Raw genomic sequence first — 18,899 nt, 5'->3', positions numbered from 1 at the left:
TACGAGACAGAGCGCCGGGCCTCGTCGATGGGCGAGAGCACGGCGGACATCGCCGTCGTGGAGCCCTATGTCGAGACCGGAGTCGACTCGCTCCGCGTGGCTTTCGGCATGGCCCATGTTGCGTGTTGCCGGCGTGATGAAAAACTTTTATGTCGGCCGCCCGCCGAGGCCATGAACTGGGCGTTGTACGGCATCGTGCTGGGCCTCGTGCAAGGCGTGAGCGAGTGGTTGCCCATAAGCAGCAAGACGCAGATAATGTTCGTCTCGACCTACCTCTTCGGCCTCACCTTCGGCGCGGCCTACGCCTTCGGCTTATTCCTCGAGTTCGCCACTCTGGCCGCTGCAGTGATATATTTCAGAAGGGAGGTGTGGGGCGTATTGAAGGCCCTCGCGTTAAAGGGGACTGAGGAGGATAGGCTGTTGCTCAAGTTTTTGTTGGTGGTGACACTCGTCACCGCGATCGTGGCAGTTCCCATATACCTCTACTTCAGCTCGATATCAGGCCCCGTCGTGGGCGTCCCCATGATCGCGCTGGGCCTCGTCCTCGTGGCGGACGGCCTCTTGATAAAGGCGGCGAGGGGGAAATACGCGCCTCATAAGGATCTCTCATCGCTCAGCTTAAGGGATTTGGTAATAATAGGGATCGCGCAAGGCCTCGCCGCGCTGCCCGGCGTGAGCAGATCGGGGATCACGGTATCGGCTATGTTGTTGTTGGGCGTGAGGCCTAAGGACGCCTTTAGGCTGTCGTTCCTCGCCTTGATACCCGCGGCGTTGGGGGCGTCTGCGCTTTCGTTGCTCGCCTCGCGCCATGAGATCGAGGCGGCGCTCTCGCTACTATCGGCGAGCGGCATAGCAGCCGCGGTCGTCGTCGCGACCGTCGTGAGTCTGTTCACGATAAACGCCTTATTGAGGCTGGCCTCCGGCAAGGCCGTCGTGCCCTTGGTGGTGGGCCTAGGGGCCTTGGCCGTGTTGGGCGGAATCGTCGGGGTCTTGACTGGCTACGGCTGAATCGCCCTTACGGCGAGGACCGCCCTCAAGTACTCGGCGTGGCTCCAGGCGAGCGGTTGCACCGATAGGGGGCTGCCGTCGAACGGGTTTATCTGCTCGGGCAGTAAATACGTGGGGCCGGCCCTCTCCTCGGCCCATTTGATCAACTCCTCGGCCCGCGAAGTTTGGCCCAACGCGGCGTAGTATTCGGCCAGCCACATAGTGGTGATAATCCAGGGGTTGCCCGGTATCCCCGAATAATCGCCGGAGACCCTCTGATAATAATCGCTCTCATACCTGGCAAGTCCCCCTACGCCTTTAACCCAGAGTTTCTCCTCGACGCTCCTAACCGTGGACACAACGCGCGGGTCGTCGGGCTCGAACACGCCGAACAGAGGCAAGGCCAAGAGGCTCGCGTCGACAGTCTCGTCCACCTCGACCACCTTCCCGTCGTCTATCCTAACCGTCCTCACGAAACGGCCAAGCCGTTCGTCGAACATGTGCTCGGCCACAGCCTTCTTGACCTCTTGAGCCGCCGCCCTCCAACGAGCGGCGTCTTCCTCCTCGCCGAGGGTCTCCGCGAAGCGCGCCGCGGCGTTCAGCCCGGCGTATACCGCGGCGGCAGTGAACGCGTGGACTCCGAGCCTCTCCTCCCAGAGGTCGAAGCTCTCGAGCGGCAAGCCGAGCTTCTCGTCCCTGAAGTTGGCCATGAAGTTGGCCATTCGCCTGACGGCGGGATAGGCCTTTTTCAACAAGTCGTAATCCTTAGCCAGCTCCACGTGGCGCCATAGGGCATACACGAAGAGCGCGGTCTCGTCCTCTTGTATGTTCAAGGATTTCCTGCTCCTCGCGGTCCAGGGATGCCACGTAGAGCCCAGAGTTCCGTCCGGATGGTACTTCTGGAAGAAACAACAACCTTCGTCGAGCAACGACAAGGCGAACTCGTAGAACTTCTTGGTGAACGAGGCGTAGCCGTATTCGTCCAACGCCATGGCCACATATGCCGCGTCCCTAGGCCAGACGTATGCGTACGTGTCTAGGTTGAACTTGAGTATATCTGTGTCCAACGAGGCCACCACGGCGCCGTTATCGCCCATATGGGCCATGAGGACCGCTATGGACTGCCCCACAAGCTTCGGATACCGGCCGACGAGGGCCTTCCAGTAGCCCGCGTTCCTCCTCTCGTAATACCCCGGCCTAGCCTTAAGCTCCGCGTGGATCCGCGCCAGCTCCCTCTCGTTCTTGCCCGCGATTATCCAGTAGTAAAAGCTCGGATACGCCACTGATATGGCAGAGTCCACGGAGCCTTGCGCTATGGGGTTCTTCCCCAAGACGCCGTCTTCGCAATCCTTCAGCACCACGCCCATGTCCCTCCTCCCTATGTTGTACTCGTAGAGCTGATGGCTCGCGCCCGCGAGGAACCAGAACCTCTCCTTGTAGTGTATCACAGCGTCTAGATCGGGGTTGTAGTACGCGGTATCCCCTTGCGGCGCTTCCATTATCCTGAAGTCTTGATAGAAGATGACCCTCACGAGGCCCGGCCCTCTTACGTCCACCTTGATCACGTACGCGTCGTGGTGGAACTCCACGAAGCTGGACATCTGTATCTCGAGGCCGTCCCATTTAGCCCACAACCTCGCCGTGAGTCCGTCCATCTCTATCCGCTTCTCCATGGACTCGAGCCAAGCGAACTTCCCGTCGCGCCAAACGCCGATCTTGAACCTCCCCCCGAAGCCGTGGTTGTAGCGGCCTACGTAGGGGTAGTAGAGGTCGGCCACGTAGAAGTTGTTGTCCAGCGTGACGGCCAATCTGCCGTTGCTCAAGACAGCGCTCCTCATAACGAGGACAAGAGCCTCTCTGCGTCCCGCACGTCGGGTATAGCCTCGTTGTCGCCCCTCACCGTCACCACTAACGCGGCCGCCGCCGTCGCTAAGTCCAAGGCGCGCCTCGGCTCGACGCCTGAGAGGTAGAGGGCGACGAAGACGCCGGCCATGGCGTCCCCGGCGCCTGTTGTGTCCTCAACGGGGACGGGGTAAGAGGGCTTGAAATACTTCTCGCCGTCGTGGAAGACGTAAGCCCCCTTTGCCCCCTCCTTGTACAAGAGGACCTCCACGCCCAGCTCTCTGTATTTCTTGTACGCCTCGTCGGGGTCGACGACGCCGAGCACGATGCGCGTGTCGTCCGGGTCCGTGATCAACACCCTCACGCCCATGCGCAAAGCCCTCAGCACGGCCTCTCTGGCATCCTCGAGCCGCCGCCATAGAGCCGGCCGTATGTTAGTATCGAGGGTCCTGGCCTTGGCCAACTCGAACGCCCTATAAACCGCAGCCCTAGCCGATTCGCTTATCGCGAGCGTTATCCCCGTCGAGTGGACCGCGTCGGCGGTCTTCACGTACTCCTCGTCCACGTCGTCTGGGGAGAGCTTGCTCCCGGCGCTGCCCTTTCGATAATACACGAGCACGGACCTCCCCGGCACGGGGTAATGCCTCTGGACGAAGTAAACGCCAGTGGGCGCCTCCTTATCGACCCTTACGCGTGATACGTCTACTCCTCTGCCCCTCAAGTACTCCAAGATGTTCCTCCCGAATTCGTCGTCCCCGACCCTAGCTATTAGGCCGCAATAGGCCCCCGCCATGATCGCCGCTATGCAGAAATTAGCCTCGGAGCCAGCTACGTGTTTCTCGAAATAATTAACGTACCTAAGAGGGCCAGGCGTAACGGCGTTGAGCTGTATTAAAGGCTCGCCCAATGCAACAAGGCGGGTCATAGCCTAAGCGCCTCCCTTATCCTCGACACGGCGGCGGCGAGCTTGGCCTTGTCCTCGCCCTCGAGCGGGTATATGGGCGGCCTCGGCTCGCCCACGTCGTAGCCCTGGAACGCCTTGATTAGCTCGTACACCGCAGAGGAATAGCCCAGAGGCCTCGCCGCGTCCAAGATCTCGTTTATGGCGAACTGGAGGCGTTTGGCCCTCTCTAGATCCCCGGCCCTCACGGCCTCTCTGATCCCGACGAGGACCTCCGGCACGTAGTTGGCCGATGAGGCCACGACTCCGTCGAGCCCCACCGCGAAGGAGGCCAACACCAATGAGTCGGAACCGTTGTAGGCCTTGATGTCCGGCATAAAGCGCTTGTAGGCCAAGGTGTGGGCTATGTCCTCGTTGGTGTCCTTGACGCCTTTGAGACAGCCTATCTCCTTGGCCATCCTCGCGTCGACGTCTCTGCCGGTCGCGGCCGGGTAGTTGTAGAGATATACTGGGAGGCTCGTCGCGGAGCATATGTCCTTGAAGTACTTCGCGATCTGCCGCTCTGACAGCCGCGGGAAGTAATAGGGCGGGACCGAGGCCACGGCCTCAACGTCGAACCTCTCGGCGTGTTTGACGAGGGCCAACACGTCGTCTAGGTTGAGAGCCCCTACTTGGAATATGATCCTCTTAGCCGCCGAGGCGGCTGCCTCCAACAAGGCCCTGCGCTCCTCGACGCTCAAAGCGGGCCCGAGCCCTGTGGTCCCCGCCACGAACACGGCGTCGACGCCCTTCTTGGCGATGTTCCTTATGTGAGCTACGAAGGCCTCTAGATCGAGCTTGCCGGATTTGAATGGGGTCACTACCGGCGCTATTATGTCCACGTAGTGTTGGTGGCGATTTTTAAAAACATTTTCAGTACTCAACATGGCGAAGATAGCTGAGATAGAGCCCATAGTCCTCTACGAGGGGGAGGCGGACGCGCGCTGGTCCTCTTACTCGATACTCGTGAGGGTGGTCACGTCGGACGGCAGAGTGGCCTATGGGGAGGCCGTCCCCACGTTGAGGGTCCTCCCCGTGGTCTCGGCGGTGAGGCAAGTGGCGAAGGCCTTCGTGGGGAGGGACGCGCACGAGATAACCGCCGCTTTCTACGAGTGGTACAGACAAGACTTCTTCCTCTCGCGCTCCTTCGAGGGCGCCACGGCCCTCAGCGCTATAGACATGGCGCTCTGGGACCTAAAGGCCAGAGAGTTCGGCGCCCCCCTCCACGAGCTACTGGGAGGCGCCTTAAGGGGCCGAGTCCCCGTCTACGCCAACGGCTGGTACGGCGGATGTAAGGACCCGTCGTGTTTCGCCGAGAGGGCCAAAGAAGTGGTCAAGAGGGGCTACTCGGCGCTTAAGTTCGACCCGTTCGGAGACGCCTTCAACTACATAACGGCTAGGGGGCTGAAAAAGGCGGAGGATATAGTGAGGGCCGTCCGCGAGGCCGTCGGAGATGAGGTGGATATACTCATCGAGCACCACGGGCGTTTCGACGCCAACGCGGCCATAGAGATAGCCAAGAGGCTCGAGCCCTACAGCCCCTACTTCATGGAGGAGCCTGTACACCACGAGGACTTGGAGGCGTATAGGAAGTACAAGGCGTCTACCTCTTTGAGGGTCGCCATGGGCGAGAGGCTCATAAGCGCCAAGGAGGCGCTCCAGTACTTGGCGGAGGGGTTAGTGGACGTGATACAGCCCGATGCTTGTAACATAGGCGGCGTCACGGGAAGCCTCAAGGTCGCGACGCTCGCCGAGGCGTTCAGCGTCGAGGTCTCGTACCACAACGCGTACGGCCCCGTCCAGTTCGCGCTCGAGGTACAGCTATCCGCCGTGACGCCCACGCTTTATAGGCTAGAGTCCTTCTACGACTACTGGCCCCAGTGGAAGAGGGACCTCATAGGGGATCCCTTCGAGGTCGTCGACAGCGCCGTGGAGGTCCCCAAAAGGCCCGGCATCGGCGTAGAGGTGAACGAGAAGATGGTGGAGAGATACAAGGCGGAGCCCGCCGAGATACAGCCCACAGAGGAGCCCGTGTGGGTGGTCAAGGGGACTTGGTGAGTCAGCCTGGTTTAGGACGCGTCACCAGTCGGCGCCGCTTCTTTCATCACGTCCTTATAAAAGGTTTTATAGAATGGATATAGTGGTTTCGATGGTTAAGTACCTCAAAGGCGAGCTCATCACCGTGATCGAGGCCTACGATAGGGCGGGTCAACAAGTGGGCGTGATGTTGATAGGGGCCGAGGAGTGGGGGGATAGGGCCCTTCCTATAATAATAGGTAGCTCCGAGATGATCTCGATAAAGAAAGGGCTCGGCGAGATAGACTTCCCCCGCCCCCTCAGCCACGACTTGTTCATGGAGATACTGGAGTCCTTGGGCGCGGCGGTGGACAGGATAACCATCGACGCTATGATAAACGGGACGTACACCGCCACTGTGTACATCAAGGACAGCTCAGGCAAAATACACTCCTTCGACGCCCGCCCCAGCGACGCCGTCGCGCTAGCCGTTAGGGCCGGAGCCCCCATATACGTCGCCGAGACGTTATCGACTTACGCAGAGGATGTATCGCAGTATATACGCCCGCCCAGCGGCAAGATAGAGGATTGATACTTAATAATCCGCGAATTCTCTGAATCGTGGACGATATAGACAAGAAATTATTGGAATTGCTCCAGATAGACGGCAAGAAGACGTTACAAGAACTCGCCGAAGCCGTGAACCGCCCTAAGACCACCATCGCCTCGAGGATAAAGAGGCTCGAGGACAAGGGCTATATAATGGGCTACAAGGCCGTCGTGAACCCCTTCTTGCTCGGCTATCAAGTGTTGGCTTTCGTCATGGCCAGCGTGAGGAGGGGCGAGACGAGGGGCGAGAAGCCGCTCCAGGAGCAGTTAGCCGAGAAGATCTTGGCGGACTGCTCTGGCAAGAGCGATTTGCCCTTCGTGGAAGAAGCTTACATCATCACGGGGCCCTATGACCTCCTCCTGAAAGTCTGGGCCCGCGATATAAAACAGCTCTCTACCTTCTTGGTGTCGTATTTGGCCTCGATCCCCGACATACAACGCACCGAGACGTTGATGGTGCTCGAGATAGTCGACGATTGGCGCCGCCGCTATATGCCGGTTATCGCCACTTCTTGACGGGAAAATTTATAACGGGTCCCGAACCCCCTCTCGTGTCAAGGCGGAGGAAGATGTACTATTACGAGGAGACCCCTCTAGCCGCGATGGGCCGAACGCCCGCCGAGGCTAGAGTTTATAGTTACGTGGAGTGCTCGACGGTCGAGAAATCGCCGACCGCCCTCACCGTCATGTGCAAGCCAAACACGCTCATTAAGGTCTACAAACAAGAGGGCGAGGGCGTCGAGTACATCGTCGAGTTCACGGATACCGATACGGGCCTCACGGAGAAGTACAGAGTCGACCTCTCGACCGCCGTCGTTATAAGGAGGTATCTCGAGTCCCGTTCAAAGTAATGTATATAAACTATTGACAGATATATTGATATGGAGGCATTAGTATTCATAACAGTAGACGTAGGCGCCGAGGATACAGTCATGGAGCAACTAGCCAAAGTGCCCGAGGTATCGGCTGTGTTCTTCGTCTACGGCCCCTACGACTTAGTGGTCAAGCTAACCGCAGAGGACGCGGAGAGGCTGAGGGCGATAATAAGGGATAAGATAAGGAAGATATCGGGCGTCCGCTCGACCACTACGCTGATAGTGGCCAAGACCCTTCAACGGGCGGGTCCGCCCTATTAATGTGTAGATTTTATATATATTCAGGAGTTCCCAAGGCAGACCTCTACAGGGCCTTAAGGCTGGCAGCTGAGAGAGATCCCTATGCGCCTCGGGGTTTCCGGCACGGGGACGGTTGGGGATACGCCGTTTATTTAATGAACGGATCCGTGGCCTACTACAGATCTGGGTCTGCCATATGGAGAGACCCGCACGTGCCTCCGCTGGGCGTCGCCGGCCTCTCCCACGCCCGCGCCGCTTCCCCGGGCGAGCCGGTAGGCGTCCTCTACTCGCACCCCTTTCAAGCATATACCCTCGACGGGAGGATCTTGTACGTGGCCCATAACGGATCGGTGGACAAGCACAAGATAGGGCGCCTGCTCGGCGTGGACCCATCCCGTTTTTCGGACAGCTGGGTCTTGGCGATGTTCCTCGCCTCGCGTTGGGACGATCCGGAGGGCGCGTTGGCGGAGGCCGTCCAGTACGTCAAGACGGCGTTGAACTTGGCCGTGATGGAGTTGCCGGGGCCGAGGCTATACGCCTATAACTACTTCAAGCTGTCGGAAGAAATGAGGGGGCGCGAGGAGTACTATAAGCTGTACAGAGTAGCGGGCGAGGGCTGGGAGGCCGTGGTCTCCTCGTCGCTCGTTAGGCATCTGGAAGGGCGTGTAGAGCCTCTGGAGCCGGGGAGGCTATACGCCTTGCCTGCCCACGGCCTCTAACGCCTTGGCCGATTCGAGCTCGTCCTCTAAATACCACTCGAGCACTGCGTCTTTCCTCTCCGCTATTTTCATCGCAACGGCGAAGGCCTTATCCCATTTTTTGTACTCGCCCAAGAGCGTCCAACCTTGGGCGAGGAGCGCGAGGTCCTCCTCCCTCTTAGTTATCAGAATCCTCTTCCCGTCGCTTAAGAGGCGGAACATGTATACGTGCATCTACTTCTTTATAAGGCGGAGAATTACGCAAGAGAGTTTAACTCTAAGTACGCAGAAAGTTTTTAGGAAGTCAGTGATGAGGCGCGTGAGGCGGCGTGGATGGCCGGGACTCGATCGCTGACCTACAGAAGATGGCCGAGAGAAAGGCCACCTTGGCGGCGTCCGCCAAGAACGGGATAATCCATAAGCCGACCAATATCAAGGGGATCGTGTAAGCGAAAACAGCCGCCGACGCCAGAAACAACGCAGATAAGGCCGGCGCCTCCTCCCTCAGCTTCCTGTACACGAAATAGCCCATGACGGGCTCGCCCAAATACGATACGGAGATCGCGATGGCGCCGACGAATAGGCGGAGCGCGAGCGCGACGACGCCCGCCGCGGCGAGGCCTATCACGGGCGGCCCGAGCAACTTGAAGGCCTTACTCCCTAACGCCTTGTCGAAATTACGATATACGTAAATAGCTATTAACACCAACACGGCCATTACGGCCAAGTTGACAGGGGCGAAGAGGCCGAGGTAATACGCGGAAGGGACCACGACGAGTATCAAGACGCCTGCGACTATGCTGCCTACCACGCCCCTTTTGATATATTCATCCATGCCATGCCCGTGTTGGGTATTAATAACTCGAGAAAGGCGCACAACATAGAGGCCCAGCCCAGGCGTCGGAAACGCGTCGGCCGCGTTGACCGACGTCGCTGTATAGGCCACGAGCCCTACGACCGAACAAGCGCAGACCAATGCTCATCCCGGCTTGCGCCCTAGCGATGCCGAGCTGCGGCGGCTCGCCGCACGTCTGCCGTCGGGCTAGCCGCTGGGCCGTGACGGGGACGTTATGGTGCAGAATTAGCACTATTCGCCACTTGGAAAAAACTAAGCCCCTACATCGTTGTGGAGGCTATAGAGGTCCCCGGCTGTCCGAACGGCGGCTTGTTCGTTGCCTCCTATTTAATGGAGAAGAGGCCCAAGTCGGCGAAGTTCCTAGTCCCCGACGCCGAGTGCGTCGCTGTTTTGAGGCTGATACTCCCCCATCTAGGCTATGCCAGCAAGGCGGCTAGATCGGACAAAGGCTGGATCGTGGAGGTGAATATGGTCTAGGCTTTTCTCCGCGCACCTCTCGCAACTCTTGCCTTCAGTGGAGGGCGCCGGGCTGCGGCGTAAGAGCCCGTCGGGAGTTAGAACTCGGCCACGACCTCGCCCGTATCGGGCAACTTCTTATAGCCGGGCGGCAGATCGCCCGCCGCCTTCAACGCGTCTATCAGCGGCCTCGCCCTCTCTAACGCCTCTTTTCTGATCAGGAGGTCGTAGACCTCCCAGCCGACCGATATGAAGTCGAGCCCGTACAGCTCGGCGGCGTATCTTATCGCGAGGCCCACGTCCGCTCTGCCCTGGGCCACAGCCGCCGCGACGGCCGTGTGGGTCCTCACCTCGTAGGTATATCCTCTTATGGACTTGACAAGCTCCTCGAGCGGCACGCCCTTGGCTTGGGCTATTCCGCTCAGCTGTATGTCGAGGAGAGTCCTCGTGCCGGTCCCCTTGGGCCTATTAACCATGACCACGTCTCGCCTCAAGAGGTCCTCGAACCCCTTTATCCCCTTGGGGTTTCCCTTTGCCACTACGAGTCCTTGCTCCCTCGCAAAGCCTCTGACCAACACGGCGCCCTTCACGCCCAGTTTTCTAATGACGGGGACGTTGTATTCGCCTGTCTCGGCGTCCAACATATGGGTCCCGGCCAGATCGGCCTCCCCCCTCTTGACAGCCAATATGCCGCCCATGGAGCCGACGTAGACCGCCTTGACGTCGAACTGCGCAAGTATCCTGTCGAGGAGTATGTCGTTGCTGCCTATGAAGTACAAGGAGGCGGGGCGGTACCGCTCGAAGAGCCTCACCTCCACCTCCTCCCCCTCGTCGAGGTACTCGACGTCTTCGGGTATCACGATATAGCCGTCGGCCCTTGCGAGGACCGATATAGCCCCCGACTCCGCATTTAGAGGATATGCCGCGAGGCCCTTGCCGGTGTTTATCAACACCACTGGGTAAAGGGAGCGGCGCCCCTTCGCGCCCTCGGTCCTTATGGACAACCTAGCCTTGTAGGTCACGGGCGGCTCAGGCCTCAGACATTGCATGGCCAATATAGCCGGCCTAACAACTGCGTGGAATATCATCAAGGCGCTCGAGGGATAGCCGGGGAGCCCCACGACGAGCTTCCCACCTACATCTGCGGCGACAGTCGGCTTGCCGGGCCTGACCTTTATCCCGTGGAAAAGCGTGGTCCCCAGCTCGCCCAGTACTCTGTACGTCAAGTCGGCCATGCCGGCGGACGTGCCGCCCGATATGAGGACCAAGTCCGCCTTCGCGAGCGCCTCCTCCAAGGCCCTCCTATACGCCGAGAGATCGTCCGGCACTCTGCCGAGTATCAACGGGATCCCGCCCGCCTCCATCACGGCGGCCGCTATGGAGAAGGTGTTCACGTCGTACAGCTTGCCGGGCCTCAACGGCGCGCCGGGCTCCTCGAGCTCGTTGCCCGTGGATATGATGGCCACCTTCGGCTTCTTGTAGACCTTGACCCTTCTGAGGCCGGCTGCCGCCAAGACGCCTATCTCCCTCTGCGTTAGCCTCGTGCACCGCCTCAACAAGAGCTCGCCGGCCGAGAAGTCGGAGCCCGCCGGCATTATGTTCTCGCCTGGGTATGCGGATCTGTAAATAGTCACAACGCCGTCCTTCTCAGAGGTGTACTCGACCATCACGACCGAGTCTGCCCCTCGAGGCACCGGGGCGCCCGTGGCCACCTCAGCGGCCTCCCCCCTCGAGAGCTCGAAGCCAGGGAAATCGCCCGCCTCTACTCTGCCCCTTAAACGGAGCGAGACCGGCGCCAGCTCGTTGGCTCCGGCCACGTCGGCCGACAAGACCGCATAGCCGTCGACGGTGCTCCTGTCAAACGGCGGGACGTCCACGGGCGAATATACGTCCTCGGCGAGGACTCGGCCGTACGCCTCCTCCAAGGACGCCTCCTCGACGCCCAGAGGCCTCGCCCTTCGTAGAAGCTCCTCGACGGCCTCGTCAAGGGTTATGAGCTCGTGGAATATGACCCGCTTCTCCACGGCGTTTTCCAATCCCATATTTTAGGCTAACTCGGAAGGCGCGGGGTTGGCTAAAAATTTAAAATATATATTCTTGTCATGGGACAACTCGAAAGGAGGGCCAGAAAGCCGTTTGTGTTCAAATCGGCTTATTACATCTCGCTGTACACCAAGAAAAGGGCGCGCAACTTGAAGGAACTAGTCCAAGGAATAAAGGAGGCGGATCCAGGCGCGTTGTTCCACCACGTCTTCCACACGGTCTTCGCCAAGCACCTCATGCGCCCCTACTTCTCCAACGACTTCGCCGTGTGGGTCGCCGAGGAGCTAAACGACGAGGACTTGGCCATAGAGCTTTCGAGCATATCGGGCGCCGAGCCCGCCACGATAGAGGATATAAGGAGGGAATTGCTCTCCATACTGGAGCCCAGAGCCGACGAGAGGCCAGCGAGAAGGGAGTTCGTGTTCGTCAGCATGGTCCCCGTGCCCTACGACGTTGGCCTCAAGGCGGAGACCCTAGCGGAGTTCCTCGACGCCGTGGGCGCCGCCCCCGCCGACTCGGTGGCCTACCACTTCGTGACCAGGAGGGTCCTCGACGGAATCGGCAGAAACGAGTTCTCTAAATGGCTGGAGGAGGAGTTCGGCCTAATCGAGGCGGCGGAGGCCCTCTCGAGGATAGACCCGTTGGTATTCAATAACGAGCACGAGTTAAAGGCCGAGATAGTAAGAGTGCTCGAGGAAGAGTTGCTATGATAGAGCGCTACGTGGAGTTCGTAGGGGAGCACGAGCTGAACGCCGTATTCAAATACGCCGAGAAGCTCAAGGACTTGTCTATACTGCACGTGAACTCCACGGCCGCGGGGGGCGGCGTGGCGGAGATCCTCCACAGGCTCGTCCCGCTCATGAGGGAGTTGGGCCTCAACGCGGAGTGGAAGGTGATAAGGGGGGACACGGAGTTCTTCACTGTCACGAAGACGTTCCACAACGCGCTCCAGACGGGCAAGGGCGAGGTGCCCGACGAGTACTTCAGGATATACGAGAAGTGGCAAGAGATCAACGCGGGGGAGGTGCCCTTGGATTACGACGTGGTGTTCATACACGACCCGCAGCCGGCCGGTCTCATAAAGTACAAGAAGAGGGGCACGTGGATATGGCGTTGTCATATAGACATCAGCAATCCGCATCCCAAGGTCTGGGGCTTTTTGAAGCGCTACGTGTCGCAATACGATGGCATGATAGTATCGATACCGGAATTCGCCAGGGACGACCTAGACATGCCGCAGATGGCCATACCGCCGTCGATCGACCCGCTCAGCCCCAAGAACATCCCATTGCCCGAGACCACGGTGCATAGGATCGTGACCCGCTTCGGGGTGGATCTAGACAGGCCCATTGTCCTACAAGTCTCCAGATTCGATAGGGCGAAGGACCCCGTAGGCGTCATAGAGGCGTATCGCTTGGCTAAACGCCACGTGCCGAGCCTCCAGTTGGTCTACTTGGGGAGCCCCGCGACGGACGACCCCGAGGGCGAGGTCGTCTACCAAGAAACAGTGAAGGCGGCCGGAGACGACAAGGACATACACTTGCTCATGCTCCCGCCGAATAGCCACGTGGAGGTCAACGCCTTCCAGAGGGCCGCCACTGTGGTGATGCAGAAATCCATAAAAGAGGGCTTCGGCCTCACGGTGAGCGAGGCGCTCTGGAAGAGGAGGCCCGTCATAGGAGGGAACACAGGCGGTATAAGGATACAGGTGATCAACGGCGTCACGGGCTTCTTGGTGGACAGCCCCAAGGCCGCGGCCCACTACTTGGTCTACTTGTTGAGGAACAAGAAGGCCAGGGAGGAGATGGGCGAGGCCGGCCGCGAGCACGTGAGGCGCAACTTCCTCATAATCCAAGAGCTGAGGCGCTACCTCATGGCTATTCTATTCTTGACGAAGCGCTATGCCAGTTAGCCGCGTTTAAGCGCTCCCTGGCCTCTTTCGTGAAGACCTCTTGCGCTGCGGCGATGGGGATTAAGGCCAAGAGGAACATGGCGGTCGCTATGTCGAAGTTTATCGAATAGGCCGTGGAGGAGGGCACCGTGAAGAACGCAGTGTAGGCTCCGATAGAGTATAACGCAGTTGTGGAGAACGTGGTCAACACGGTCCCCGCAACCGCGGGAGCTATGGCCGATCCTAAGTTCCTGAAGACCGTGTTCAAGCCGGCCGCCGCGCCTAGCCTATACCTGGGCACTGAGAACATTAACAGGTTTATGAGCGATACGTTGAGGAGCGCTAAGCCCAAGAAGCCCATGGACATGTAGCCTATGAGCCTCCAAACGCCGGAGTAGGCGTAGGCCGACGCCAGCTGGAACGCCAGCACGGCCAACACCGCGCCTACTACTGACATCTTCTTCGCGCCGACTCTCCACAAAAGCCTGCCCGCGATGGGGGCCCCGATCACTTGGACTATCGCAGTGGGGGTTATGTAGAGGCCCGACTCCAATATGGAGAGCCCGTAGCCGTAGGGGGGCGGCATCTCGAAGAGGTAGGAGAGGTTCTGGCTGCTCATCTGGAAGGCGTAGGCCACCATGAGGATGGCGACTGTAGCCGCTACGACGTTCTTGTTCAAGATATCCCTGGGTATGAACGGCTCGCTCGTCGTGATTTCCTGCACTGTAAAGGCGAAGGCGGAGGCCGCGGCCAACGCGAAGAGCGCGAGGGTTTGGCCCGACGTCCAGCCCCAGTTTGGGGCCTCCGAGATCCCGATGAGGAACGAGGACGTGGCGAGGGCGAAAAGGCCTATTCCTAAGTAGTCGACGCGCCTCGGCGTCCTGTATCTGCTTTCCCTTATGAAAACAGCTATGAGGACAGTCAACATGACTGCGAGGGGGGTCACGGTGTGGTACGTGGTACGCCAGCCGAAGTACTGGCTGATGTACGCGCCGAGAGGCATCGCAACGATGATGCCGACGCCGAACATGGCGCTGACTAGGCCTTGAGCTGTAGGGACCATCTCCGGCGGGAACTCCTCCCTTATCAGCGAGAACGCGAGGGGGAACATGGCCATGCCGAGGCCTTGGAGGGCTCGGGCCAACAAGAGCAATGGAAAAGTCGGCGCATATCCGGTGAACGTGACCGCGATGGAATAAATGGAAAGCACTAACACCAAAATCTTCTTCTTGCCGTACATATCGCCAAGGCTCCCGAAGAGCGCTGCGCTGATAGTGCCCACTATTAGGTATATCGTGAGGATCCAAGAGGCCTCGGCCGGCGTGATGTTGAACTCCTCTTGTATTTTCGGCAACGACGGCATGAGCATGGCCTCTGTGTACATCACCACTAACGCGACTGAGCCGAGCAGGGGGGCGGCCCTCCACGCGTACCTGATGTCGTACGCCTCGGATCTACTCGATATATCGAAAGCCATGAAGCCCGAAATAAGTCCACGTAATAAAGCTTCCGCCGCGTCTGCACTTATATATAGAGAGTCTAGAAAATATCATGGACCCGGAGATCGCGAAGATCTTGGCTGGTGTTGGCTCCATACTCGCCGCAGCGGGGCCCTTAATGCATGGCGTAGTCGGCATCGTCGGCGTTGTGTTACTCTTGGTAGGCCTTATATCGCTCGCCGATTATTACGGCGACCAGTCCATGAGGAACGACGCCGTTTATTGGTTCATATATGCCGTAATAGCAGTTATCGTATTGGCTATCGGCGCCTCTGTTGGGGTGTTTTCGCTAGGCGTGCTCATGTCCGGGCACCTCTTGGCGAGCTTGTTGACGTTGGCTGGCGTTATTGTCGTCGTAGTAATAGCGTGGATATTCTACCTCTTATCGGCTAAGAGGTTCAGAGGCGCCATGTCGGCAATGGCCAAGAAGAGCAACGAGGGCCTCTTCGAAACTGCCGGCACGCTTTACTATTGGGGCGCTGTATTGACAATAATCATCGTTGGGCTAGTCTTGCTGTTCATAGCCTATATCCTCGCCGGCGTTGCCTTCCTTATCATGAAGACGCCAACAAAGGCCTAATGAAAATAGAACAAGTTTTATAATAAACTACTTAATTTTGATTAATTATATATCAATTTTCCTAATACAACAGTTATTTTATTTAGGTATATGTAAAGTGGCATAACGAATAAATAATTCATTAAAAATAAAATTTCCATGGCTCGCGGGATATCGCGTACAACTACAATAACGATCGCCGTTGTCGTGGTGGTGATCGTCGCCATCCTCGTCGCGTATTACGCCTCGCGGCCGCCCGCCCCCGCTCCGCCGACCACCTCCTCGCAAACGCCCTCGGCAACCTCCTCGGCTACTTCCGCTACGACGGCTCCGACCACGACCTCCACGACCACGGCTCAACAAGTACTCGTGGTCTACGGCCCTTGGGGCACTAACACGCCGGAGGGGAAGATATTCCAGCAGTTGATCTCCAAGTTCGAAACAGAGTACAACGTGAAGATACAATACGTCGGCACCACGGACTACACCACCATCGCGCAACAAATAACCAGCGGCACCCCTCCGTTTGACGTAGTGATATTCGCGCCGGTAGGCTTGGCCAGACAACTCGCCGAGGGAGGCTACCTCACCGACTTAACGCCCTATCTACAACAGAGCGGCCTCCTAAACCAGCTCATACCGTACTATCTCCAGCCCGTCAACGTCAGCGGCCACATATACGGAGTTCCCGTCGACGCTTGGAGCAAGCCCGGCATATATGCATACGTGCCCACTATGCAGAAATACGGCATACCTATGCCCACCGAGGTGAGCCAGAGGTGGGACTGGGGCCAGTTCTTGAGCTATATAGATAAGCTCAAGAACAGTGGCGTTGTGCCCATCGGCACTGGGGCTGCCGACCAGTGGCCTCTGGTAATAATATTCGAGCCCATTGTCTTCTCGCTGGGAGGCAAAGACTTGTACTACGCCATCATGTGCCACAAGATCAGCTACACGTCGCCCATAGTACAGCAAGCCTTTGAGTTCTACTTATCCCTAGTGGCGTCGGGCGCCTTCGGGCCCACGTCCTTCGCGGCCAGCCAGCACTTCGTCGATGTGTACGCGTTGATGAAGAACGGGACCGTGGCCATGTACTTCATGGGCGATTGGACTCCGTTCTTCAACAACAACTACACTGCGTTTATGCCCATCATGGCGCCGTCCATCAACCCGCAGTTGGCTAATCAGTACTTCGTGGTGACCGGCGGCGACTGGGCCCTAGTGCCCAAGAACGTGCCTCACAACAAGGACTTGGCGATACAGTTCGCCTTGTGGCTAGCCTCTAAGGAGTTCCAAGAGGAGGTCCTAAAATCCGGCTGGAGGGCCGCGTCGCCCAATAAGGCCGCCATGGAGGACGCCCTTTCCGGCAAGATATCGGTGCCGCCGGCCAGCAAGGTCGTCATGTCTTGGCTAGTCCAGTTCAGCGAGAACTTGTTGCCTGACATAGCCGACAACATGCCGCCTCAGTTCGAGCAACAAGTATTCTGGCCGACCCTCGCCAAGATGCTGTCAGACCCCAAGAACTGGCTGACCTACTTGGAGCAGATGGAGGAGTTGGCCAATAGGCTATATAACCAGACTAATTGGGACGCCACATATCCCTTATGCCAAGGCGTGACGTACACAGGTTCCTCCGTCTACACAGGCCCAATGTACAACATCACCTCGATATTGACGGCCGCCGGCATACCCATCCCCGAGTGGCAGAAATAGCGATGGCCAATAGGTTTCTGTACTTCCTCGTTTTTTCTCTCGCCGGCCTCATCTTCCTTTCAGTCTACATAATATATCCCCTGATTCTCGACGTAGTGTCGAGCTTCACCAACTGGGGCCCCGTCGCGAATTGGTTTACGCAATCGTTTAAGTTCGTCGGCCTTCAGAACTACGCCTATTTGTTCACCGATCCCCTCTTCCTCGAGTCCTTTTACACCAACCTCATTTGGCTCGCAATCAACGTCCCCGTCTCCATGTTCCTCGGAATGCTCTTTGCCTTGTTAATGACCAACGAGCACACAAGGGGCGCGCGCGCTTTCAGGACTTTGATCTTCGCCGCGATGGCGATACCTCCAACGGTGGCCGCGTTCATGTTCGGCTATATGTTGTTCGCGGCCAACACGGGCTTCATAAACGCCGTATTCTTCGACAATAGGCTAAATGTCTTCGGCCTCTATTGGCCCGGCCTCCTTATGATGATTCTGGTAACTATTTGGAGCTCAACGCCTTTGGCCACGATAATTTACATGGCCGGCATTTCGACAATACCGAGGAGCATCCTCGAGGCGGCTTGGATAGACGGGGCGCCGCTCCTCACTAGGTTCACGAAGATATACTTGCCGTTGTTAAGGCCAGCGCATGTGGTCTCCTTTGTCTTGTTGTCGATACTAACCCTAAAGGTATTCGACGTAGTGTACACGCTTAGGGCTCCCGGCGGGAGCTCGGTTATGTTGTACTACATGTACCAGAACTATTCCTACGGCGCTTGGGGCTACGCAAACTCGGTAATAGCGGTTATATCGGCTATAGTAATCGCCATGGCGATACCCATCGTGTTGATGATGTTCAGGAGGAGATGAAGGTCCAGACGGTGATATATACGCTACTCGCCGCGCTGGTGGCCATAGCGTGGATCTTCCCGTTGATAGCTACGATATTCGCCTCGGTAACCCCCTACGAGACGGCCGTGCTCTACGGCTGGTGGGGATTTAGGGCGTTCACCGACAAAAATTACATCGAGCTCATCGAGGGGCACATATACCGCTACGTGTTGAACAGCTTAGCCATAGCGGCCTCGGCGACAGCCCTCCCGATAGTCTTAGGCATGGCGCTCGCCTTCTCCATCAGAAGGCGCCACATACCCGGCGGCGATATATGGGCTCCGATATTGTACCTCCTCCAGATCTTGCCCCAACAAGCCGTGACGACTCCCATCTTAGGCCTCTACAACATGGCCCAGTGGATAATGCAGTCGTACTTGGGCGTCGTGTTGGTCCACACAGCCTTCGCGCTGCCTTGGGTGACCTTCTTCTTCTATAACTTCCTCGCCTCTTTGCCCAAGGAGCTCGTCGAAGCAGCCGAGATAGACGGGGCCTCCGATTTCAGGCTCTTTGCAAACGTCGTGTTGCCGGTGATGACCACCGCCATTATCAGCGTCGCCGCGATACAATTCGTCTTCGTCTACAACGACTTGTACTTCGGGCTTGTCTTCATAAGGAATCAGTCGTTCTTTCCCGTCACGGTGTTCATAGCCAACTCGGTCTCCGCATATTTCGTCAACGTCTCCTTGATGGCCGCCGCGGCCGCCGTCGCCGTGTTGCCCCCAATTATAATATTCTTGGCGTTGCAGAAGTACTACGTGACGGGGATATTGGGCGGCTTCATGAAGGGCTGA

General features: G+C 58.1%; 21 protein-coding genes. 14 read left to right on the top strand and 7 right to left on the bottom strand.

Annotated elements, in window-relative coordinates:
• Positions 1–171 precede the first annotated feature (171 nt).
• On the top strand, positions 172–1,008 hold the full coding sequence (locus ACZ5PA_RS05820) for an undecaprenyl-diphosphate phosphatase (protein ID WP_464929400.1): 837 nt from the start codon (positions 172–174) through the stop codon (positions 1,006–1,008).
• On the opposite strand, the gene ACZ5PA_RS05815 is transcribed toward ACZ5PA_RS05820, so the two are convergent.
• Genes ACZ5PA_RS05815 through ACZ5PA_RS05805 form a run of 3 tightly spaced genes read right to left on the bottom strand, consistent with a single transcriptional unit; the run spans position 999 to position 4,611 of the window.
• Positions 999–2,825 (bottom strand): glycoside hydrolase family 15 protein, encoded by a 1,827-nt coding sequence (locus tag ACZ5PA_RS05815; RefSeq protein WP_464929399.1) that lies wholly within the window; start codon positions 2,823–2,825, stop codon positions 999–1,001. The two genes, ACZ5PA_RS05820 and ACZ5PA_RS05815, sit on opposite strands and share 10 nt — an antisense overlap.
• The gene (kdgK, locus tag ACZ5PA_RS05810) at positions 2,822–3,754 is read right to left on the bottom strand and encodes a bifunctional 2-dehydro-3-deoxygluconokinase/2-dehydro-3-deoxygalactonokinase (protein ID WP_464929398.1); all 933 of its coding nucleotides are present in this window, start codon (positions 3,752–3,754) and stop codon (positions 2,822–2,824) included. Before kdgK ends, ACZ5PA_RS05815 begins: the two co-directional genes overlap by 4 nt.
• Complete coding sequence (locus tag ACZ5PA_RS05805; protein ID WP_464929397.1) at positions 3,751–4,611, bottom strand: bifunctional 2-dehydro-3-deoxy-phosphogluconate/2-dehydro-3-deoxy-6-phosphogalactonate aldolase; 861 nt, start codon at positions 4,609–4,611, stop codon at positions 3,751–3,753. The genes kdgK and ACZ5PA_RS05805 overlap by 4 nt, the downstream gene beginning before the upstream one ends.
• A 43-nt stretch (positions 4,612–4,654) precedes the next feature.
• Between ACZ5PA_RS05805 and ACZ5PA_RS05800 the strand changes: the two genes are divergently transcribed.
• From ACZ5PA_RS05800 to ACZ5PA_RS05775, 6 genes are all read left to right on the top strand, one after another.
• A complete protein-coding gene (locus ACZ5PA_RS05800) occupies positions 4,655–5,827 on the top strand; it encodes an enolase C-terminal domain-like protein (protein WP_464929396.1) in 1,173 nt (390 codons plus the stop codon).
• 91 nt (positions 5,828–5,918) lie between these two features.
• A complete protein-coding gene (locus tag ACZ5PA_RS05795) occupies positions 5,919–6,377 on the top strand; it encodes a bifunctional nuclease family protein (protein ID WP_464929395.1) in 459 nt (152 codons plus the stop codon).
• 29 nt (positions 6,378–6,406) lie between these two features.
• Complete coding sequence (locus ACZ5PA_RS05790) at positions 6,407–6,910, top strand: Lrp/AsnC family transcriptional regulator (protein ID WP_464929394.1); 504 nt, start codon at positions 6,407–6,409, stop codon at positions 6,908–6,910.
• A gap of 35 nt (positions 6,911–6,945) precedes the next feature.
• On the top strand, positions 6,946–7,245 hold the full coding sequence (locus ACZ5PA_RS05785; RefSeq protein ID WP_464929393.1) for a hypothetical protein: 300 nt from the start codon (positions 6,946–6,948) through the stop codon (positions 7,243–7,245).
• A 30-nt stretch (positions 7,246–7,275) separates the two neighbouring features.
• The gene (locus ACZ5PA_RS05780; RefSeq protein ID WP_464929392.1) at positions 7,276–7,530 is read left to right on the top strand and encodes an Lrp/AsnC family transcriptional regulator; all 255 of its coding nucleotides are present in this window, start codon (positions 7,276–7,278) and stop codon (positions 7,528–7,530) included.
• A gap of 134 nt (positions 7,531–7,664) precedes the next feature.
• On the top strand, positions 7,665–8,228 hold the full coding sequence (locus ACZ5PA_RS05775) for a class II glutamine amidotransferase (RefSeq protein WP_464929391.1): 564 nt from the start codon (positions 7,665–7,667) through the stop codon (positions 8,226–8,228).
• On the opposite strand, the gene ACZ5PA_RS05770 is transcribed toward ACZ5PA_RS05775, so the two are convergent.
• Positions 8,199–8,429 carry a hypothetical protein gene (locus ACZ5PA_RS05770; protein ID WP_464929390.1) on the bottom strand — a complete coding sequence of 77 codons (231 nt, stop codon included), beginning with the start codon at positions 8,427–8,429 and terminating at the stop codon, positions 8,199–8,201. The two genes, ACZ5PA_RS05775 and ACZ5PA_RS05770, sit on opposite strands and share 30 nt — an antisense overlap.
• Before the next feature lie 82 nt (positions 8,430–8,511).
• Positions 8,512–9,042 carry a hypothetical protein gene (locus ACZ5PA_RS05765; RefSeq protein WP_464929389.1) on the bottom strand — a complete coding sequence of 177 codons (531 nt, stop codon included), beginning with the start codon at positions 9,040–9,042 and terminating at the stop codon, positions 8,512–8,514.
• A gap of 291 nt (positions 9,043–9,333) precedes the next feature.
• Here ACZ5PA_RS05765 and ACZ5PA_RS05760 point away from each other — a divergent pair, with 291 nt between their 5' ends.
• Positions 9,334–9,540, top strand: coding sequence for a hypothetical protein (locus ACZ5PA_RS05760; protein WP_464929388.1), 207 nt, complete (start codon positions 9,334–9,336; stop codon positions 9,538–9,540).
• A gap of 77 nt (positions 9,541–9,617) precedes the next feature.
• Here the strand turns inward: ACZ5PA_RS05760 and ACZ5PA_RS05755 are convergent, their stop codons facing one another.
• Positions 9,618–11,543: a molybdopterin biosynthesis protein gene (locus ACZ5PA_RS05755; protein WP_464929387.1), complete on the bottom strand. Its 1,926-nt coding sequence runs from the start codon at positions 11,541–11,543 to the stop codon at positions 9,618–9,620.
• A 78-nt stretch (positions 11,544–11,621) separates the two neighbouring features.
• Between ACZ5PA_RS05755 and ACZ5PA_RS05750 the strand changes: the two genes are divergently transcribed.
• Together ACZ5PA_RS05750 and ACZ5PA_RS05745 are read left to right on the top strand one after the other, a co-directional pair.
• Positions 11,622–12,272, top strand: coding sequence for a DUF5752 family protein (locus ACZ5PA_RS05750; protein WP_464929386.1), 651 nt, complete (start codon positions 11,622–11,624; stop codon positions 12,270–12,272).
• Positions 12,269–13,474, top strand: a complete 1,206-nt coding sequence (locus ACZ5PA_RS05745) for a glycosyltransferase (protein WP_464929385.1) — start codon at positions 12,269–12,271, stop codon at positions 13,472–13,474. Before ACZ5PA_RS05750 ends, ACZ5PA_RS05745 begins: the two co-directional genes overlap by 4 nt.
• On the opposite strand, the gene ACZ5PA_RS05740 is transcribed toward ACZ5PA_RS05745, so the two are convergent.
• A complete protein-coding gene (locus ACZ5PA_RS05740; protein WP_464929384.1) occupies positions 13,440–14,930 on the bottom strand; it encodes an MFS transporter in 1,491 nt (496 codons plus the stop codon). The two genes, ACZ5PA_RS05745 and ACZ5PA_RS05740, sit on opposite strands and share 35 nt — an antisense overlap.
• Positions 14,931–15,004: 74 nt before the next feature.
• Between ACZ5PA_RS05740 and ACZ5PA_RS05735 the strand changes: the two genes are divergently transcribed.
• The 4 genes from ACZ5PA_RS05735 to ACZ5PA_RS05720 all read left to right on the top strand — a co-directional run bounded on the left by ACZ5PA_RS05735 (position 15,005) and on the right by ACZ5PA_RS05720 (position 18,899).
• A complete protein-coding gene (locus ACZ5PA_RS05735) occupies positions 15,005–15,532 on the top strand; it encodes a DUF996 domain-containing protein (RefSeq protein ID WP_464929383.1) in 528 nt (175 codons plus the stop codon).
• A gap of 138 nt (positions 15,533–15,670) precedes the next feature.
• Complete coding sequence (locus ACZ5PA_RS05730; protein ID WP_464929382.1) at positions 15,671–17,224, top strand: ABC transporter substrate-binding protein; 1,554 nt, start codon at positions 15,671–15,673, stop codon at positions 17,222–17,224.
• Positions 17,225–17,226: 2 nt separating this feature from the next.
• A complete protein-coding gene (locus tag ACZ5PA_RS05725) occupies positions 17,227–18,084 on the top strand; it encodes a carbohydrate ABC transporter permease (RefSeq protein ID WP_464929381.1) in 858 nt (285 codons plus the stop codon).
• The gene (locus ACZ5PA_RS05720; RefSeq protein WP_464929380.1) at positions 18,081–18,899 is read left to right on the top strand and encodes a carbohydrate ABC transporter permease; all 819 of its coding nucleotides are present in this window, start codon (positions 18,081–18,083) and stop codon (positions 18,897–18,899) included. Before ACZ5PA_RS05725 ends, ACZ5PA_RS05720 begins: the two co-directional genes overlap by 4 nt.

This window comes from Thermoproteus thermophilus, assembly GCF_055392855.1.
This window is presented reverse-complemented; position numbering and strand designations above follow the sequence as displayed.

Excerpts from the sequence above, each read along its gene's own strand:
- ACZ5PA_RS05820 (WP_464929400.1), top strand. The coding sequence starts at position 172 with ATGAACTGGGCGTTGTACGGCATCGTGCTGGGCCTCGTGCAAGGCGTG.
- ACZ5PA_RS05815 (WP_464929399.1), bottom strand. The coding sequence starts at position 2,825 with ATGAGGAGCGCTGTCTTGAGCAACGGCAGATTGGCCGTCACGCTGGAC.
- kdgK (WP_464929398.1), bottom strand. The coding sequence starts at position 3,754 with ATGACCCGCCTTGTTGCATTGGGCGAGCCTTTAATACAGCTCAACGCC.
- ACZ5PA_RS05800 (WP_464929396.1), top strand. The coding sequence starts at position 4,655 with ATGGCGAAGATAGCTGAGATAGAGCCCATAGTCCTCTACGAGGGGGAG.
- ACZ5PA_RS05795 (WP_464929395.1), top strand. The coding sequence starts at position 5,919 with ATGGTTAAGTACCTCAAAGGCGAGCTCATCACCGTGATCGAGGCCTAC.
- ACZ5PA_RS05780 (WP_464929392.1), top strand. The coding sequence starts at position 7,276 with ATGGAGGCATTAGTATTCATAACAGTAGACGTAGGCGCCGAGGATACA.
- ACZ5PA_RS05775 (WP_464929391.1), top strand. The coding sequence starts at position 7,665 with ATGAACGGATCCGTGGCCTACTACAGATCTGGGTCTGCCATATGGAGA.
- ACZ5PA_RS05770 (WP_464929390.1), bottom strand. The coding sequence starts at position 8,429 with ATGTTCCGCCTCTTAAGCGACGGGAAGAGGATTCTGATAACTAAGAGG.
- ACZ5PA_RS05765 (WP_464929389.1), bottom strand. The coding sequence starts at position 9,042 with ATGGATGAATATATCAAAAGGGGCGTGGTAGGCAGCATAGTCGCAGGC.
- ACZ5PA_RS05750 (WP_464929386.1), top strand. The coding sequence starts at position 11,622 with ATGGGACAACTCGAAAGGAGGGCCAGAAAGCCGTTTGTGTTCAAATCG.
- ACZ5PA_RS05745 (WP_464929385.1), top strand. The coding sequence starts at position 12,269 with ATGATAGAGCGCTACGTGGAGTTCGTAGGGGAGCACGAGCTGAACGCC.
- ACZ5PA_RS05740 (WP_464929384.1), bottom strand. The coding sequence starts at position 14,930 with ATGGCTTTCGATATATCGAGTAGATCCGAGGCGTACGACATCAGGTAC.
- ACZ5PA_RS05735 (WP_464929383.1), top strand. The coding sequence starts at position 15,005 with ATGGACCCGGAGATCGCGAAGATCTTGGCTGGTGTTGGCTCCATACTC.
- ACZ5PA_RS05730 (WP_464929382.1), top strand. The coding sequence starts at position 15,671 with ATGGCTCGCGGGATATCGCGTACAACTACAATAACGATCGCCGTTGTC.
- ACZ5PA_RS05725 (WP_464929381.1), top strand. The coding sequence starts at position 17,227 with ATGGCCAATAGGTTTCTGTACTTCCTCGTTTTTTCTCTCGCCGGCCTC.
- ACZ5PA_RS05720 (WP_464929380.1), top strand. The coding sequence starts at position 18,081 with ATGAAGGTCCAGACGGTGATATATACGCTACTCGCCGCGCTGGTGGCC.